Source organism: Methylocystis parvus, from assembly GCF_049675845.1.
In the GTDB taxonomy this organism is placed as follows: Bacteria; Pseudomonadota; Alphaproteobacteria; order Rhizobiales; family Beijerinckiaceae; genus Methylocystis; species Methylocystis parvus_A.
Genome location: NZ_CP187161.1, coordinates 3,851,490 through 3,866,913 on the forward strand (window position 1 = coordinate 3,851,490; position 15,424 = coordinate 3,866,913).

Sequence of the window (15,424 nt, forward strand, 5' to 3'; positions counted from 1 at the left end):
AGCGCTGCTGATGACGGCGACGACCTGCTCCCTCTCCCGCGTGAGCGGGGGAGGGTTGGGGAGGGGGTCTCACATCACATGTTCGGATAATTCGGCCCGCCCGAGCCTTCCGGCGGGACCCAGGTGATGTTCTGCGCAGGGTCCTTGATGTCGCAGGTCTTGCAGTGCACGCAGTTCTGCGCGTTGATCACGAAGCGCGGATCGCTCTTCGCCTCTTCGTCGCCATAGACGACCTCATAGACGCCCGCCGGGCAATAGAGCCGCGCCGGCTCGCCATAGATCGGCAGGTTTCTCTCGATCGGAATGGACGGATCGGTCAGGCGCAGATGCACCGGCTGGTCTTCCTCATGGTTCGTGTTCGAGACGAAGACCGAGGAGAGCTTGTCGAAGGCCGGCTTCTGCGTGAGCTTCGGATAGACGATCGGCGTCACTTCGGAGAGCGGCTTCAGGCAGGCGTAATCCGGCTTGCCATGGGACTGCGTGCCGAAGAAGGAGAAGCCGAAAAGCGAGTTCGTCCACATGTCGAGCCCGCCGAGCGCGGCGCCGAGATAGGTGCCGTATTTCGACCAGAGCGGCTTGACGTTGCGAACGGGCTTGAGGTCGCGGCCGATCTCGGAGGCGCGCCAGGCGGCGTCATACGCCGTCACCTCGTCATAGGAGCGCCCTTCCGCCAGCGCCGCCGCGACATGGTCGGCGGCGAGAATGCCGGAGAGGATCGCGTTGTGCGAACCCTTGATGCGCGGCACGTTCATGAAGCCGGCCGCGCAGCCGAGGAGGGCGCCGCCCGGGAAAACGAGCTTCGGCACGCTCTGCCAGCCGCCTTCGGTCAGCGCGCGCGCGCCATAGGCGAGGCGCTCGCCGCCTTCCAGCGTCGGGGCGATCATCGGATGGCATTTGAAGCGCTGGAACTCGTCGAAGGGCGACAGTGTCGGGTTCGAATAGTTGAGATGCACGACGAAGCCGATCGACACGAGACCGTCTTCGAAGTGATAGAGGAAGGAGCCGCCGCCCGTGTCGGATTGCAGCGGCCAGCCGAAGGAGTGCTGCACGAGACCCGGCTTGTGCTTCTCCTTCGGAATGCGCCACAGCTCCTTGAAGCCGATGCCGAACTTCTGCACGTCGCTCGACGCGCAGAGATCGTATTTCGCGAGGACCTGCTTGGTCAGCGAGCCGCGCGCGCCTTCCGCGAAGAGCGTGTATTTGCCGCGCAGCTCCATGCCGCGGGTGAAGGAATCCTTCGGCTTGCCGTCACGGCCGACGCCCATGTCGCCCGTGGCGACGCCCGTCACTTCGCCATTCTCGCCATAAAGAATTTCGGCGCCGGCGAAGCCCGGATAGATTTCGACGCCAAGATTCTCGGCTTCCGACGCGAGGAAGCGCACGACATTGGCGAGCGAGCCGATGAAGTTGCCGTGATTGTTCATCAGCTTCGGCATCAGGACGTTGGGCAGGCGCGTGCCGCCCTTTTCGTTCAGCAGATAGAACTGGTCGTCATGGACCTGCGTCTTCAGGGGCGCGTCGTCTTGCGTGCGCCAGGCCGGGAGCAGCTTGTCGAGGCCGATGGGGTCGATGACGGCGCCGGAGAGAATATGGGCGCCGGGTTCGGAGCCCTTTTCGATGACGACCACGGAAAGGTCGGGCGCGACCTGTTTGAGGCGAATCGCGGCGGCGAGGCCGGCGGGGCCTGCGCCGACGACCACCACGTCGTAGTCCATACCTTCGCGCTCGGGCAATTCCGTAATCTCTTCAGACATTTCCGATCCCTTTTCGCGTCCTCTTCGCGAGTGCGTCATTCCACTGTAGCCTGTTTGCGTGCGGCGCGCCAAAAGGAGTTTGGCGCCGCATGACGGCAGGCGGGCTGCGCGCGAAGGAGACGGCGGGAGATGCGACGCGTAGCCGCTTTGGCGGCGATCTTTCTTGCGCTCGCCGGCTTTTTCGCCTGGCGCATGACGGGCGCCAAGAACCCCGCCGACGCGCCCTTTCTCGGCTATGTGGAAGGCGAAACGCTTTACATCGGGCCGAATGAGGGGGAGCGGCTCGCCTCGCTCAACGTCGCGGCTGGCTCGGTCGTCAAGGCGGGCGATCCGCTCTTCACCATGGCGACGCCGCTTCTCGACCGCAGCCGCGCAGAGGCGTCAGCGCGCATCGGGCAGCTCGAGGCGCAGGTGAAGAATCTCGAGGCGGCGACGAGCCGGCCCGAACAAGTCGCGGTGCTGCAGGCGGGGCTGGAGCGCGCCGAGGCGGCGCTCGTCCTGTCGCGAAACGACTATCAGCGCCAGAGCAAGCTCTTCAAGGAGGGCCATGTCGCCAAAGCCGCGCTCGATCGCGCCGAAATGGCGCTGAAGCGCGACGAGGCGACGGTGAAGGAGGCGCGCCGGCAGGTGGAGGCCGCGCGCATCCCCGGGCGCTCGCAAGAAATTCAGGCGGCCGAGGCGGCGCTCAATCAGGCGCGCGCGCAATTGCAGGCGATCGACATCCGCATCGCCCGCCAGGCCGTCAAAGCCCCCGCCGCCGGCGTCGTGCAGGACGTGTTCTTCCGCCCCGGCGAGGTCGTCAAGGAAGGCCAGCCGGTCGTCGCGCTGCTGCCGCCCGAAAACCGCAAGGTGCGCTTTTACGTGCCCGAGCCGCGGCTCGCGAGCCTGCGTCTCGGGGGTAAGGCGCGCATCGGCTGCGACGGCTGCCCGAGCGACCTCTTCGGCCGGATTTCATTCGTCTCGAGCCGTGAGGAATATACGCCGCCCGTGATCTTCAGCGACGTCGAGCGCGCCAAGCTCGTCTTCAAGGTGGAGGCGCGGCTAGAAGGCAAGGCGCGGGAACTGCCGCTCGGCATGCCGGTTTCCGTGACGCCGGTGGGCGAGGGGGAGGCGGCGAAGTGATCTGGCGCTCACTCAACCATTGCCCCCGTCATGCTCGCGCTGGTCGCGGGCGTCCACGCCAGAACGGCCGGGACGCCATGAAGGTTGAGAGAGGCGCTGCTCATGGCGGCTGAACTGGCCCCCGCGGCGCCCGACATCGCTATCGACGTCAAGGGCTTGACCAAAATCTTCGGAACGAAAAAGGTCGTCGACGATCTCACCCTCACTGTCGCGCGCGGACATATCCAGGGCTTTCTCGGACCGAACGGCAGCGGCAAGACCACGACGATCCGCATGCTGTGCGGCCTGCTCACGCCCGATGCGGGAGAGGGGCGGTGCCTCGGCTACGACATCAAGACGCAACAGGACGAGATCAAGCGGCATGTCGGCTACATGACGCAGGGCTTCTCGCTCTATCGCGATCTCACCATCCGCGAGAATCTGGAATTCGTCGCGCGCATCTACGGGCTGGCGGCCCCGGAAGACGCGGCGCAGGGCGCGCTGGAGCGGCTTGGCCTCACGGCCCGCGCGGGCCAGCTCGCGGGCGAGCTTTCCGGCGGCTGGAAGCAGAGGCTCGCGCTCGGCGCCTGCATCCTGCCGGGCCCGTCGCTGCTCTTGCTCGACGAACCCACGGCGGGCGTCGATCCCAAGGCGCGGCGCGATTTCTGGGACGAGATCCACCATCTCGCCAATGAGGGTCTGACCGTCCTCGTCTCGACGCATTACATGGACGAGGCCGAGCGCTGTCACGAGATCGCCTACATTCTCGATGGCAAGCTGCTTGTCTCCGGCTCGATCGAGGAGATCATCGCCAACGCCAATCTTTCGACCTGGGTGGTCACGGGGACGGATCTCGATGCGCTCGCCAGCGAACTTAAACACGCGCCCGGCGTCGATATGGTCGCGCGTTTCGGTTCGGCGCTGCATGTCGGCGGCCGCGACCGCGCCGCGATGGAAGCGATCGCCCAGCGCCATATGAGCCCCACGCAGCGCTGGGCGCATGACGAGGCGACGCTGGAAGACGTCTTCATCGACCTGATGACGCGCAACCATCGGAGCGGCCAATGACGGATGCGTCGCGACATTCCGACGTTCGGCCCGCGCGCCTTGGCCGCCTTGCGCAGTCATGGCAGCGTCTCGTCGCGATGTTCGTCAAGGAGTTCATCCAGCTGCGCCGCGATCGTCCGACGCTGGGCATGATCGTCGGCATTCCGCTCATCCAGCTTCTGCTCTTTGGTTATGCGATCAACACCGATCCGAAGCACTTGCCGACGGCGGCGCTCGTCTCCGACGACAGCCCCATCGCCCGCGCAGTCTTGGGCGCGCTGCGGGCGACCGACTATTTCAACATCAAATATGTTGCAAAGGGAGAGGCGGAGGCGGACGATCTGATCCTTTCCAACAAGGCGCAATTCATCATCCAGATCCCCCCCGATTTTTCCCGGCGGCTGGTGCGCGGCGAGCGTCCCGCCGTTCTTCTCGTCGCGGACGCCACTGATCCCACGGCGACCGGCGGCGCCGTCGCGGCGGCGCTCGGCGCGGTCAATCAGGCGCTCGACCGCGAACTGACAGGGCCGCTCGCCTCGCTCGCGCAGAACCGGCCGCCCTTCGATCTGCAAGTGCAGCGCCGCTACAATCCGGCGGCCGAGGCGCGGCGCAACATCGTGCCGGGCCTCATCGGCACGATCCTCACCATGACCATGCTGATCTACACGGCGCTTTCCGTCACCCGCGAAATCGAGCGCGGGACGATGGAGGCGCTGCTCGCCATGCCGGTGAAACCCGTCGAGATCATGCTCGGCAAGATCACGCCTTATGTGCTCGTCGGCGGCGTGCAAATGGCGACGATCCTGATCGTCGCGCGCTTTCTTTTCGGCGTCCCGGTCGTCGGCTCGCTCTTCGTGCTCGTGCCGCTGACGCTTCTCTTCATCGTCGCCAATCTGTCCATGGGCTATACGCTCTCGACCATCGCCGCGAACCAGCTTCAGGCGATCCAGATGACGTTCTTTTTCTTCCTGCCGAGCATGCTGCTCTCGGGCTTTCTCTTTCCTTTCTACGGCATGCCGGTCTGGGCGCAATATTTCGGCGAGTGCCTGCCGCTGACGCACTATCTGCGAATCGTGCGCTCGGTGATGCTGAAAGGCTCCGGCTTCGCCGATCTGGCGGCGGACGCCGGCGCCTTGGCGTTATTCGCGCTTGTCGCCATGTCCGTGGCGGTTATGCGTTTCCGCCAGACGCTCGATTGAGCCGCGGCGTTGACGGAACGACTTCAATGCCTAACATTGACGAAAGTGGAGGCAGTCATGTCCGAGCCGGACTCCGACCCGATTACGCGCTTCAATAATATCCTGAAGGTCGTCGCCGTACTGGCGCTGGTGCTGATGAGCTACAATCTCTGGTCCTTTTTCAACAGCAGCCGCTATCAGGCTTTGTGCAACGCCTCCTATTGGGAGATGAACAAGAGCCAGCTCGACTCCTGTCTGGATCAGAAGCGCGCTCTCGAAGGTAAGTGAGCGGGCGGAGGACGAAATGAGGAAAGCGCTTTCCCTGATCGTCCTCCCCGCCCTCCTCGCGCCGCCGGCGCTCGCGACCGAAATCCATCTCGACTGCGCGCGCGCCAATCAGACGGCGACGGTCGATGTCGACACCGACCGGCAATTTCTGCAGATCATGTGGAGCGAAGGCGTCGCCGAGGAATACAAGCAGGGCGACTCATACATCTCCGGGCCGGACAAAAACGGCGGCAAGGAGAAGGTCGTTTATGTGATGAGCGTCGACAAGAGTCTCATCACTTTCGGCACGGACCGCATCTGCATGGACGACGGCGCCAGAAAATGCGCCGAGCAGCATATGCGCAACACGCTCGATGTCGGCCGCGGCGAGTTGAAATATAACAATGGCGACGAGATCGCCGTATTGGCGTGCCATCCCGCGCCGCCGGGGCGGCGTTTTTAAAGAGCCGCGTGAACGCCCACCCGCCTCTAGCGGGAGAGGAGCGCTGCGGCGCCCGGGTTCAAAACAGACTTGTCAGACTCTGCAAGAAGAACCCGCCGAACAGCAGCAGCCCCGCATCGCGATTCGAGCGAAACAGCATCAGCGCCGTCCCGGGCGTCGCGTCCTCGCGCGTGAGCGAGACCTGCCAGGCGAGATGCGCCGCATAGGCGGCGACGCCGAGCCAGGAGAACAATCCGCCGCCAATCCCATATGCCGCGAGCGCCGCGCAGAGCACTGAGCCCGCATAGAGACCGCCGACCGCGCGCTTCACCTGCGCGCCGAAGAGACGCGCCGTGGAGCGCACGCCGGCGATGGCGTCGTCGCGCACATCCTGCAGCGCATAGATCGTGTCGAAGCCGATCGTCCAGAGGATGCAGCTTGCATAAAGCAGCAAAGCAGGCGCGGCGAGCGAGCCGGCGATCGCCGTCCAGCCGAGCATCGCGCCATAGGCGAAGGCGAAGCCGAGGATCGCCTGCGGCCAGGAGGTGAAGCGCTTGGCGAAGGGATAGACCAGCACGATCAGCGGCGACAGGAATCCGAGCGCGATCGTGTAGCCGTTGAAGGAGAGCAGCACGAAGAGGCCGACGAGGCATTGCGCGACGATGAACCACCACGCGGCGCGGGGACTGACCCTGCCACTCGCCAGCGGTCGATTGCGCGTGCGCTCGACCTTCGCGTCGATTTCGCGATCGACATAGTCGTTATAGGTCGAGCCCGCGCCGCGCATCACGACGGCGCCGATGAAGAAGAGCGTCAGATGCCAGAGATTCGGCGCCTGATGCTGCGCCGCCGAAGCGAGGGCGCTCGACTCCCAGCAGGGTAGCAGAAGCAGCCACCAGCCGACAGGACGGTCGAGACGGGCGAGCTGGACATAAGGGCGCAACCCCTCCGGCGCGTGGCGCCAGAGCGGGTGGTCTCTTTGCGCATCCGGGAGGGCGGCGTCCTCGCCGCGTTCCTGGGTGAGGCTCACAGCGGTCCGGAGGGGAGCTTCGGCGGGGCGCCCATGCCGCCGCCATTCGCCGCCTGCTCGCGCTGCTGCTGCTGCATCTGCTTCATCTTGGCGGCGACGGTGCAAGCCTGACTGGCGAAGGTCCGGGTCTTGCCGCCCGCCTGCTTGAAGCCGTCGATGACGTTGTCGGGAATGGCGCACCATTCCTTGTTCTTGGTCATGTAGGCGAGCATCTCGCCCTCTATGCTGACCAGCTTCTTGGCGGCCGGGCAGGCGGCGTTCGGGTCCATCTTGCCCTTGCCCGCCTTGCCGAGGCTGTTGAGAACCTGGATTTGCGCCATGCGGCGCTGCGTCAGCTTCTGGAAGTCCTCCTGACAGGACTGCGCATGCGCCGCGCCTGCGCCGGCGACGATCGCCAGGAACGACAGGCGCGCGATGGCGCGCGAGAAGGAGACGGCGCTGATCATCATTCGCTACGACCCGCTTTCAAACGTTGCTCATCTGTTAACAGCAGGCTTGCCGCTCGCGCAAGTTTTGGCCAACCTGTCCGCTCGCCGGCAGAGCGACGGTTCGATACGGCCAAAATGAGGCGGACCCGAGGTCCGACCCGTCAGACTAAGGCTACATCTTGTCACATTATGATTTTTCCGCACAGCGGCTCTTTGTCGAGGACGCGCTCGCGCCGGGGCTCGCCTTCGTCCCCCCGCCCGAGGCGCTCAATTATCTCCTGAACGTCCTGCGGCTGCGCGAGGGCGACGCGATTCTCCTCTTCAACGGTCGCGACGGCGAGTTTCTCGCCCATATCGCTGAGACCACCAAGCGTTCGGCAAAATTGCGCGTCGAGAAACAGTTGCGCGCGCAAACGCCTGCCGCCGATCTCGACTATTGCTTCGCGCCGCTGAAACAGGCGCGGCTCGATTACATGGCGCAGAAGGCGACCGAGATGGGGGCGGGGCGCCTCGTTCCAGTCATCACCCGCCGCACGCAGGTGCGCCGCGTCAATTCGGCGCGGCTGAGGGCCAACGCTGTCGAAGCGGCGGAGCAGTGCGGCGTTTTGTCTGTGCCGGAAGCGCCCGAGGCGGTTGAATTGCCCGATTTTCTCGCCGCCTTTCCCGCCGAGCGTCTCCTCGTCTTTTGCGACGAGGACGCGCCCATCGCCAACCCGTTCGAGGCGCTCGCGGGCCGCAAGGGCGCAGGCGTAAGTCTTCTTATTGGACCTGAGGGCGGCTTCGACGACGCCGAACGCGCATCCATCGCACGGATTGCAAATGTGGCGAGGATTTCCCTGGGGCCGCGCGTGCTGCGCGCAGATACGGCGGCCGTGGCGGCGCTCGCCATCCTGCAGGCGGCGATCGGAGACTGGGGCGGTAACTCTTTGTAAGGGCTACTTAACCAACCCTTGCTCGTTTACCGAAAATAAATTTGTATGTGTGACTATTCCACAACACCGGATGCAGTCCCGACGAGGGGACACGATCCTGCCACGATGTTTGGGTCTAGTGCCCAAATCGCAGAGACGAGTCGGACGACGTGTCGCCTGACGCTTTTTCTGCAAAAGAATTGGGTTCGAGATTCGGCGCCCCCACGCGGCGTCGCAATTGGAACAGAGGCTGACCGCCACATGATGTTTGCCGATTTCCGCCCCCTCGCCCTGACGGGAGCCGTCGCGTTCGCGGCGTCTCTCTCCATGTCCGCCGCCAATGCCGAGACGCCGAACCACTGCGCGCGTTACGGCTCGGACTATGTGGCCGTCGCGGGGTCGAATGGTTGTGTGAAGATCGGCGGCCATGTGCGCGTCGACAATATTGCGCGCGCCCCGGCTGCGCCGATGGGATACGCCTCGCTGACGGACGGCGTGCAGCGCACCTCCCATCTGCAACCGATGGCGCCCTTCGGGCTGAACGACCTCTTCCCGCGCTGAGCGCGACAAGAACACGAGACAAAAAAATCCCGCCGAATTCGGCGGGATTTTTGTTTGCGGGCCTCGGCGCTAAAGCGGGATGACGCAGTCGCGGAAGGCGCCGTCCACCGAACCGCCCCAGGCGCCGTGATAGAGATCGAGCCGCCGCTCGGCCAGCGTGCGGCCCTCGCTCACGATCTTCTCCAAAGGCGCGAGATAGATCGTCTCGTCCTCGCCCTGCGCATTGCGATAGGCGCGGCGCTTCAACCCCGCGCTGGCGAGGTCGAGCACGTCGCGCGCGATCTCCCGCAGGCTGCGACCCTCGATCGAAGCATTCAGCGCGAGCGCCGGAACGTCCTCGCGCAGCTTCTGCCGCGTCGCCGAGTCCCATCCCTTTGTGAGCTGGCGCGCCTGATCCAGCGCGGCCGAATCGTAAAACAACCCGGCGAAGAGCGCGGGCAGGGCGGTCATGTGCGAACGCGGACCGCCATCGGCGCCGCGCATTTCGAGATAGGTCTTGAGTCGCACTTCAGGGAAGATTGTCGAGAGGTGGTTCGCCCAGTCCGACATCACCGCGCGCTCGCCGGGAAGTTGCGGCAGGCGCCCGTCCAGCAGGTCCTTGAAGCTCGCGCCAGCGACGTCGTGATAGACGTCGCCGCGCTTGACGAAATACATGGGCACGTCGAGCGCATAATCCACGTAACGCTCGAAGCCGAAGCCGTCCTCGAAGGCGAAGGGCAACATGCCCGTGCGATCGGCGTCCGTGTCGAGCCAGATGTAGGAGCGCTGCGACAGGCGCCCGGTCGGCTTGCCGTCGAGGAAGGGCGAATTGGCGAACAGCGCCGTAACGAGCGGCTGCAAAGCGAGGCCGACCCGTACCTTCTGGACCATGTCGGCTTCGCTCGTGAAGTCGAGATTCGCCTGGATGGTGGCGGTGCGGAACATCATGTCGAGACCGAGCGCGCCGACCTTGGGCATATAGGCCGCCATGATCGTGTAGCGCTGCTTGGGCATCACCGGCGTCTGGGCGCGCGACCATTTCGGGCTGGAGCCGAGATCGAGAAACTGGACGCCGAGCGAATGGGCGACGCCAGCGAGGGCCGACAGATGCGCCCCGAGCTCGGCGGCCGTGGCGTGGATGTCGATGAGCGGCGCGCCGGAGAGCTCGAACTGCCCGCCGGGCTCGATCGAAATGGCGCCGCCGCCGTCCGTTTGCGCGAGGCCGATCAGCGCGTCGCGGTCCATGATCGGCTCCCAGCCGGTCGCTTCCTGCACGCCTTCCAGCAGGCGGCCGACGCCGCAACGCCCGTCGACGCAGGAATAGGGAACCGGGGTGAGCGTGTCCGAATAGAAGGGGATCTTTTCGTGTTCCGTGCCGATGCGCAGCGGCGCGCCCGCAGTCTTGCATCCGGCTGCGAGCCATTCGACGAGCGCGTCCCGAGACGCGATCGGAGTCGTATCTGTTACGTCGCGAGCCATCTAATCCGATTTTTCCATAAGATAGGGTCGAAATGACCGAGGCGGGCGCTGGGCGGGAGCGCGGCGTGCGCCGGGCGTTCTTCGCGGCGCCGGCGCCGCTCCCTTGCAAACGGCGACGATGGATTGCCGGAAAAGCCGCCCGGACGCAAGAGCGCGCCAAAAGGCGCAACGACGCTTACGCTCTACGTCCCGTAAAGGCGGTCCCGGCGGAACTGCGAAAAACGGGAACGTCGCTCTTAAAGCTTTGCATAACTTTCTCTTTTATTCTTGGGAGATGGAGGCTCAATGCGCTGCTCAGTTCGTAAATTCATGGCCGACACGCGCGGGGCGACCGCGGTCGAATACGCGCTGATGGCGATTATGATATCGGTCATGATCGTCGCGGGAGCCAAGGCGACCGGCACGACGCTTTCCACAATGTATTTCGGCAAGCTGATCGGAAACTTCTGACCGCCGCGAAAGCGATCAGGCTTTCGCGGCGCAGCTAATCAGGCGGCGTCAACGCTTGCCGAGAATCTGACCGAGTATGCTCTCCAGATCCGTCGGCGTCTGCCCAGCCGGGCGGCCCCCGGCGTTCTGGCCCACCTGCAACGTCTTCTTGATCTGCTCGATCGCGTCCTGAATGGCGGCCTGATCCAGACCGGCGGGCAGGCCGGCCGGGCCGGAGCCGCTCTGGCCGGCGTCCACGTCGAGCGGGCTGCCGCGATCGGGACCGCGCGGCGCCATGCCGCCGCCGGGCGGGGCGCGACGGCCGCCGAGGAGCGAGCCGAGAATGCCGCCGAGCAGACCGCCGAGGCCGCCGCCGGCCGCGCCGCCGCGAGGCGCCGGCCCGGGGGCCGGTTGCGGAGCGGCCTGACCGCCGCCGAGAATCTGCTCGAGGATCGGCCCGAGCGCGCCGGAATTCGCGAGCTGCCCGAGAATGCCGCCGAGACCCTTCTCATTGATCGACTTGGTGAGCCCGCTGAGGAGAACGGAGGCGAGAATCGGGAGAAGCTGGCTGAGAATATCGGGGCGGACGCCCGATTCGCGCGCCGCAGCCTGCAGGACCTGCCCCGTCGCGGCCGGCGAGCCGAAAAGCTCGGTGAGAAGGTCGCGGCCGAGCTCGACCGAATCCTGGCTATGGGCGGCGTCGGCTTCGTCGAAGAAGGAGTAACGGGTCGTCGTCGCCAGCGCGCCGACGGTCTTCTCGAAGACCTGCGGCTCCTCGGCGGCGCGGTTCAGGCCGATGGCCAGCGCCGGCGCAAGCGCCTTGATCGCGGCGTCGATCTGCTCGTCGGTGAGGCCGAAACGCTGGGCGAGATTGGCCACGAGCTGGCCCCCCTGCGCTGAAGACAGAATGGACTCGAGATCGGACATGCCGCTCATGCTAGCGCAAGGCTCCGCGAATCGGTAGCCCCGCGCCTGAACGTCCCGCAGGCGGCCGCGCCCGCGTCTGCCGGCTTGACAGAGTCCGGCCGCCGCGACATTGCTTCCTGCCAATCGACGCCACAAATGGCGGATCGTGCGCGCCATAGACGCGGTCGAGCGGGCGCTGGCGGTCTACGGCGCGCCGGTCTACGTGCGCCACGAGATCGTCCACAACCGTTATGTCGTCGAAGCGTTGAAGGCGAAGGGCGCGATCTTCGTCGAGGAGCTGGAAGAAATTCCGACGACCGACGCGCCGGTGATCTTTTCCGCCCATGGCGTCGCGAAATCCGTTTCCGCAGAGGCGCAGGAGCGCAATCTGCTCGCCATCGACGCGACCTGTCCGCTCGTCACCAAGGTGCATCGCGAGGCGGAAATCCATTGGAAGCGCGGTCGCCGCGTGCTGCTCGTCGGCCATTCCGGCCATCCCGAAGTCGTCGGCACGATGGGCCAGTTGCCCGAGGGCGCCGTCGTTCTGGTCGAGTCCATCGAGGACATCAAGACGCTGAACCTGCCGGACGAGAGCAATCTCGCTTATGTGACGCAGACCACGCTTTCGCTCGACGACTCGCAGGAGATCGTCAACGCGCTCACCAAGCGTTTCCCGGCCATCGTCGGGCCGCACAAGGAAGACATCTGCTACGCGACGACCAATCGCCAGGCGGCGGTGAAGGCGTCGCGCCGCATGTCGACGCGGTGATCGTCGTCGGCTCGCCCAATTCCTCGAACTCGCAGCGCCTGCGCGAGGTCGCGGAGCGCGCCGGCGCGCCGGCGCGGCTCGTGCAGGGCAAAAGCGAGATCGACTGGAAAGCTTTTCGGCAATCTCGGGTCGCTCGGCATCACCGCCGGCGCCTCCGCGCCCGGAAGTGCTCGTCGAGGAGATCATGGACGCCTTCGCCGAGCGCTTTCGAGATCACCGTCGAGACCGTCTCGACTGCGGACGAGAACGTTTCCTTCCCGCTGCCGCGCGAGCTGCGGGCCATCGCCTAAAAGGGCGTTGTCGCCGGAAAAACGCCCATGGCCGTTTACACTCAGGTCGACGATGCGGAGCTGATCGCTTTCCTCGCGACATACCAAATCGGCGACCTCCTCTCCTGCAAGGGCATTGCGGAGGGGGTCGAGAATTCCAACTACTACCTGCATACAAGCGCCGGAAGTTACATCCTCACGCTCTACGAGAAGCGCGTGGCTGCGACCGACCTGCCGTTCTTTCTCGGCCTGATGGAGCATCTGGCGCGGCGCGGCGTCACCTGTCCGCAGCCGGTGCGCAATCGCGCCGGCGTCGCGCTGGGACGGCTCGCGGGCCGGCCTGCGGTCATCGTCACCTTTCTCGACGGCTATTCTGTCCATCATCCCGAGGTCGCGCATTGCTCGGCGCTCGGCGAGACGCTGGCGCGCCTGCATCTCGCCAGTGCGGATTTCGATATGCAGCGCGCCAATGCGCTGTCCGTCGGCGCGTGGCGCGCGCTCTTTGCGCCCTCGGCCGCGCGCGCCGACGAGGTCGAGGCCGGGCTGCGCGAGACGGTCGAGGCCGAACTCGACTATCTGGAAGAGAACTGGCCGCGCGATTTGCCGAGCGGCGTGATCCATGCCGATCTCTTCCCCGACAACGCCTTCTTCCTCGGCGACAGAATGTCGGGGGTGATCGATTTCTATTTCGCCTGCAACGACGCCTACGCCTACGATCTCGCCATCTGCCTCAACGCCTGGTGCTTCGACGACGCGCATCGCTTCCAGCTGGAGAAAGGCCGCGCGCTGCGTGCAGCCTATCGGCGCGTGCGTCCGCTGACGGCCGCTGAACTCGACGCCTTTCCGACGCTCGCGCGCGGCGCGGCGATCCGTTTTCTGCTCACGCGCTATGTCGACTGGCTGAACGTGCCCGAGGGCGCGCTGGTGAAGCCGAAGGACCCGCGCGAATATCTCGCCAAGCTGCGTTTTCACCAGACCGCCGGCGCAGGCCGTGACGAAGCGCGTGTCGATCTGGACCGATGGGGCCTGTTCGGGAAATCCCGGCCCCGGCGGCTGGGGCGCCATTCTGCGTTTCGGTGAAGTGGAGAAGGAACTCTCGGGCGGCGAGGCGGCGACCACGAATAATCGCATGGAGCTGATGGCCGCGATCATGGCGCTCGAGGCGCTGACGCGGCCCTGCGCCATCGATCTTTACACAGACTCGCAATATGTGCGCGGCGGCGTCACCTCATGGATCAAAGGCTGGAAGACGCGGGGCTGGAAGACGGCCGACCGCAAGCCGGTCAAGAATGTCGAGCTTTGGCAAAGGTTGGAAACAGCTGAGGAGCGCCATGACGTCGCCTGGCATTGGGTGCGCGGCCATTCGGGCGACGAGATGAACGAGCGCGCGGACGCTCTGGCGCGTGCGCGCGCCTTTATTGATTCTAAATTGAAAGGGGCGGGACGTTCATGCACCAGCCCAGGAAATGGTGGATCGGATTGCCGGTCCTGGCTGCGCTCGTCTATTTCGCGGGACAATCGCTGACGGCTCAGATCGAAGCCTCGTTGAAGGCGGATCTCGCCGCGCGGCTTTCCATCGATCCTGCGCGGATTGCCGTTGCAGGGCGGGATGTGACGATTTCCGGCGCGCTTTCGCAAAAGGAAATCGCAGCGTTACGGGCCGAGGCCGGCGCGCGTAAGATCGTCGCCGTGGGCGACGCCGGTCCTTCCGCTCCGTCCGCAGCGTCGGCGCCCACCGCAGCCGCTCCGTCGCCGCCGCCGCGCGAGCCTTATGTTTTCACTGCAACGCTCGGCGAGAGCTTTGTCGCGCTGGACGGCAAACTGCCGAGCGACGCGCTGCAAAAGCGCGCCGTGGCGCTCGCGGCCGCAGCCGGCGCGGGCCTTGCAGTCAGCGACGGCACGAAGATCGACGCCGCGCCGCCCCAAGGCGACTACGCCGCCGCGTTGGACGTCACGCTCGACGCCTTGCGCCGACTCGCGAGCGGCAAGGTGTCTCTCGCCGACGGCAGGCTCGCCATCGAAGGGCAAGGGCGCGAGAATGTGCGCGCCGAGTCGCTTTCGACCGAGCTCAAGTCGCGCCTGCCGCAGGGCTTCGAGCTTGCAAAAGTCGAGATCGCGCCGGGGCCGGTCTCTCCTTACGTGTTTCAGGCGCTCCGCGAAGGTTACAAGACGGTCCTCGCCGGCTACGTCCCGGACGAGGCGACGCGCAACCGCATCCTCGACAATGCGCGCCGGCGCTTCTTCGACTCCATCGTTGAGGATCAGCTATCGGTCGCCAAAGGCGCGCCCGACAAATTCATGGAAGCCGCCGGCGCGGGGCTCGCGGCCCTCGCGCGCATGGACAGCGGCAATCTCCTGATCAGCGGCGGCGACATGTCGCTCTCAGGCGCCGCGCGTCACGACGGCGCGCGTGAAGAGATTGCGAAGAGCTTCGAAAACGGCCTGCCGAAAGGCTTCAAGGGCGAAACGCGCCTCGTCGCGCGAACGCTCGGCGTTCCGCTCGATGCGGCGGGCTGCCGCGCGGCTTTCGCCGAATTGTCGAAGACCCCGATCCGCTTCGACGGCGACGAGGCGATATCGGAGGAGTCGGCGGCGCTGCTCGACGCGCTGACCATCGCGGCCCTGCGCTGCAAAACCGTGCCCATCGAAGTGGCGGGGCATACGGACGACAAGGGCCTCGCCGAACTCAATCGTGATCGCAGCAAGCGCCGCGCTCGGCTCGTCGTCGACCGATTTCTGCAGGCGGGCGCCGATTCCTTTCATGTCTGGCCGATCGGCTATGGCGGCGAACGTCCCATCGCGCCCAATGACAGCGACGACAACCGCGCGCGCAACTGGCGCATCGAATTCAACGTAAAGTGACGGCGAGCGAAG

Annotated in this window: 16 protein-coding genes and 1 pseudogene; 12 read left to right on the top strand and 5 right to left on the bottom strand. The window is 65.5% G+C overall.

All coding sequences use genetic code 11. The annotated features are described in order from the left end of the window. Positions 1-74 precede the first annotated feature (74 nt). On the bottom strand, positions 75-1,754 hold the full coding sequence (locus ACPFMJ_RS19880) for an electron transfer flavoprotein-ubiquinone oxidoreductase (protein ID WP_424361616.1): 1,680 nt from the start codon (positions 1,752-1,754) through the stop codon (positions 75-77). A 129-nt stretch (positions 1,755-1,883) separates the two neighbouring features. Here ACPFMJ_RS19880 and ACPFMJ_RS19885 point away from each other — a divergent pair, with 129 nt between their 5' ends. The 5 genes from ACPFMJ_RS19885 to ACPFMJ_RS19905 all read left to right on the top strand — a co-directional run bounded on the left by ACPFMJ_RS19885 (position 1,884) and on the right by ACPFMJ_RS19905 (position 5,810). Then, positions 1,884-2,876: an HlyD family secretion protein gene (locus ACPFMJ_RS19885; protein WP_424361617.1), complete on the top strand. Its 993-nt coding sequence runs from the start codon at positions 1,884-1,886 to the stop codon at positions 2,874-2,876. Between the two features lie 102 nt (positions 2,877-2,978). After that, positions 2,979-3,923, top strand: a complete 945-nt coding sequence (locus ACPFMJ_RS19890) for an ABC transporter ATP-binding protein (protein ID WP_424361618.1) — start codon at positions 2,979-2,981, stop codon at positions 3,921-3,923. Next, on the top strand, positions 3,920-5,101 hold the full coding sequence (locus ACPFMJ_RS19895; RefSeq protein ID WP_424361619.1) for an ABC transporter permease: 1,182 nt from the start codon (positions 3,920-3,922) through the stop codon (positions 5,099-5,101). The genes ACPFMJ_RS19890 and ACPFMJ_RS19895 overlap by 4 nt, the downstream gene beginning before the upstream one ends. Before the next feature lie 57 nt (positions 5,102-5,158). Next, positions 5,159-5,368 (top strand): hypothetical protein, encoded by a 210-nt coding sequence (locus tag ACPFMJ_RS19900; protein WP_424361620.1) that lies wholly within the window; start codon positions 5,159-5,161, stop codon positions 5,366-5,368. A 16-nt stretch (positions 5,369-5,384) separates the two neighbouring features. Beyond that, positions 5,385-5,810: a hypothetical protein gene (locus ACPFMJ_RS19905; RefSeq protein WP_424361621.1), complete on the top strand. Its 426-nt coding sequence runs from the start codon at positions 5,385-5,387 to the stop codon at positions 5,808-5,810. Positions 5,811-5,868: 58 nt separating this feature from the next. Here ACPFMJ_RS19905 and ubiA read toward each other — a convergent pair whose 3' ends face one another. Continuing rightward, entirely contained in the window at positions 5,869-6,819 is a 951-nt protein-coding gene (gene ubiA / locus ACPFMJ_RS19910) for a 4-hydroxybenzoate octaprenyltransferase (protein ID WP_424361622.1), read from the bottom strand. Further along, a complete protein-coding gene (locus ACPFMJ_RS19915; RefSeq protein ID WP_424361623.1) occupies positions 6,816-7,268 on the bottom strand; it encodes a hypothetical protein in 453 nt (150 codons plus the stop codon). The genes ubiA and ACPFMJ_RS19915 overlap by 4 nt, the downstream gene beginning before the upstream one ends. 158 nt (positions 7,269-7,426) lie before the next feature. Between ACPFMJ_RS19915 and ACPFMJ_RS19920 the strand changes: the two genes are divergently transcribed. Further along, positions 7,427-8,179, top strand: a complete 753-nt coding sequence (locus ACPFMJ_RS19920; protein WP_424361624.1) for a 16S rRNA (uracil(1498)-N(3))-methyltransferase — start codon at positions 7,427-7,429, stop codon at positions 8,177-8,179. Positions 8,180-8,419: 240 nt separating this feature from the next. After that, a complete protein-coding gene (locus ACPFMJ_RS19925) occupies positions 8,420-8,719 on the top strand; it encodes a hypothetical protein (RefSeq protein WP_424361625.1) in 300 nt (99 codons plus the stop codon). Positions 8,720-8,788: 69 nt separating this feature from the next. On the opposite strand, the gene ACPFMJ_RS19930 is transcribed toward ACPFMJ_RS19925, so the two are convergent. Beyond that, entirely contained in the window at positions 8,789-10,177 is a 1,389-nt protein-coding gene (locus ACPFMJ_RS19930; protein ID WP_424361626.1) for a glutamate--cysteine ligase, read from the bottom strand. A 285-nt stretch (positions 10,178-10,462) separates the two neighbouring features. Here ACPFMJ_RS19930 and ACPFMJ_RS19935 point away from each other — a divergent pair, with 285 nt between their 5' ends. Beyond that, on the top strand, positions 10,463-10,627 hold the full coding sequence (locus tag ACPFMJ_RS19935) for a Flp family type IVb pilin (RefSeq protein ID WP_424361627.1): 165 nt from the start codon (positions 10,463-10,465) through the stop codon (positions 10,625-10,627). Positions 10,628-10,675: 48 nt separating this feature from the next. Here the strand turns inward: ACPFMJ_RS19935 and ACPFMJ_RS19940 are convergent, their stop codons facing one another. After that, the gene (locus tag ACPFMJ_RS19940) at positions 10,676-11,542 is read right to left on the bottom strand and encodes a DUF937 domain-containing protein (protein WP_424361628.1); all 867 of its coding nucleotides are present in this window, start codon (positions 11,540-11,542) and stop codon (positions 10,676-10,678) included. Positions 11,543-11,642: 100 nt separating this feature from the next. Here ACPFMJ_RS19940 and ispH point away from each other — a divergent pair. The 4 genes and pseudogenes from ispH (at position 11,643) to ACPFMJ_RS19960 (ending at position 15,412) form a co-directional block, all read left to right on the top strand. Beyond that, positions 11,643-12,571 (top strand): annotated as a pseudogene (gene ispH / locus ACPFMJ_RS19945) (4-hydroxy-3-methylbut-2-enyl diphosphate reductase). Positions 12,572-12,598: 27 nt separating this feature from the next. Continuing rightward, positions 12,599-13,630: a homoserine kinase gene (thrB, locus tag ACPFMJ_RS19950; RefSeq protein WP_424361629.1), complete on the top strand. Its 1,032-nt coding sequence runs from the start codon at positions 12,599-12,601 to the stop codon at positions 13,628-13,630. Beyond that, positions 13,542-14,075, top strand: a complete 534-nt coding sequence (gene rnhA / locus ACPFMJ_RS19955) for a ribonuclease HI (protein WP_424361630.1) — start codon at positions 13,542-13,544, stop codon at positions 14,073-14,075. The genes thrB and rnhA overlap by 89 nt, the downstream gene beginning before the upstream one ends. Continuing rightward, positions 14,000-15,412 carry an OmpA family protein gene (locus ACPFMJ_RS19960; RefSeq protein ID WP_424361631.1) on the top strand — a complete coding sequence of 471 codons (1,413 nt, stop codon included), beginning with the start codon at positions 14,000-14,002 and terminating at the stop codon, positions 15,410-15,412. Before rnhA ends, ACPFMJ_RS19960 begins: the two co-directional genes overlap by 76 nt. Positions 15,413-15,424: the final 12 nt, after the last annotated feature.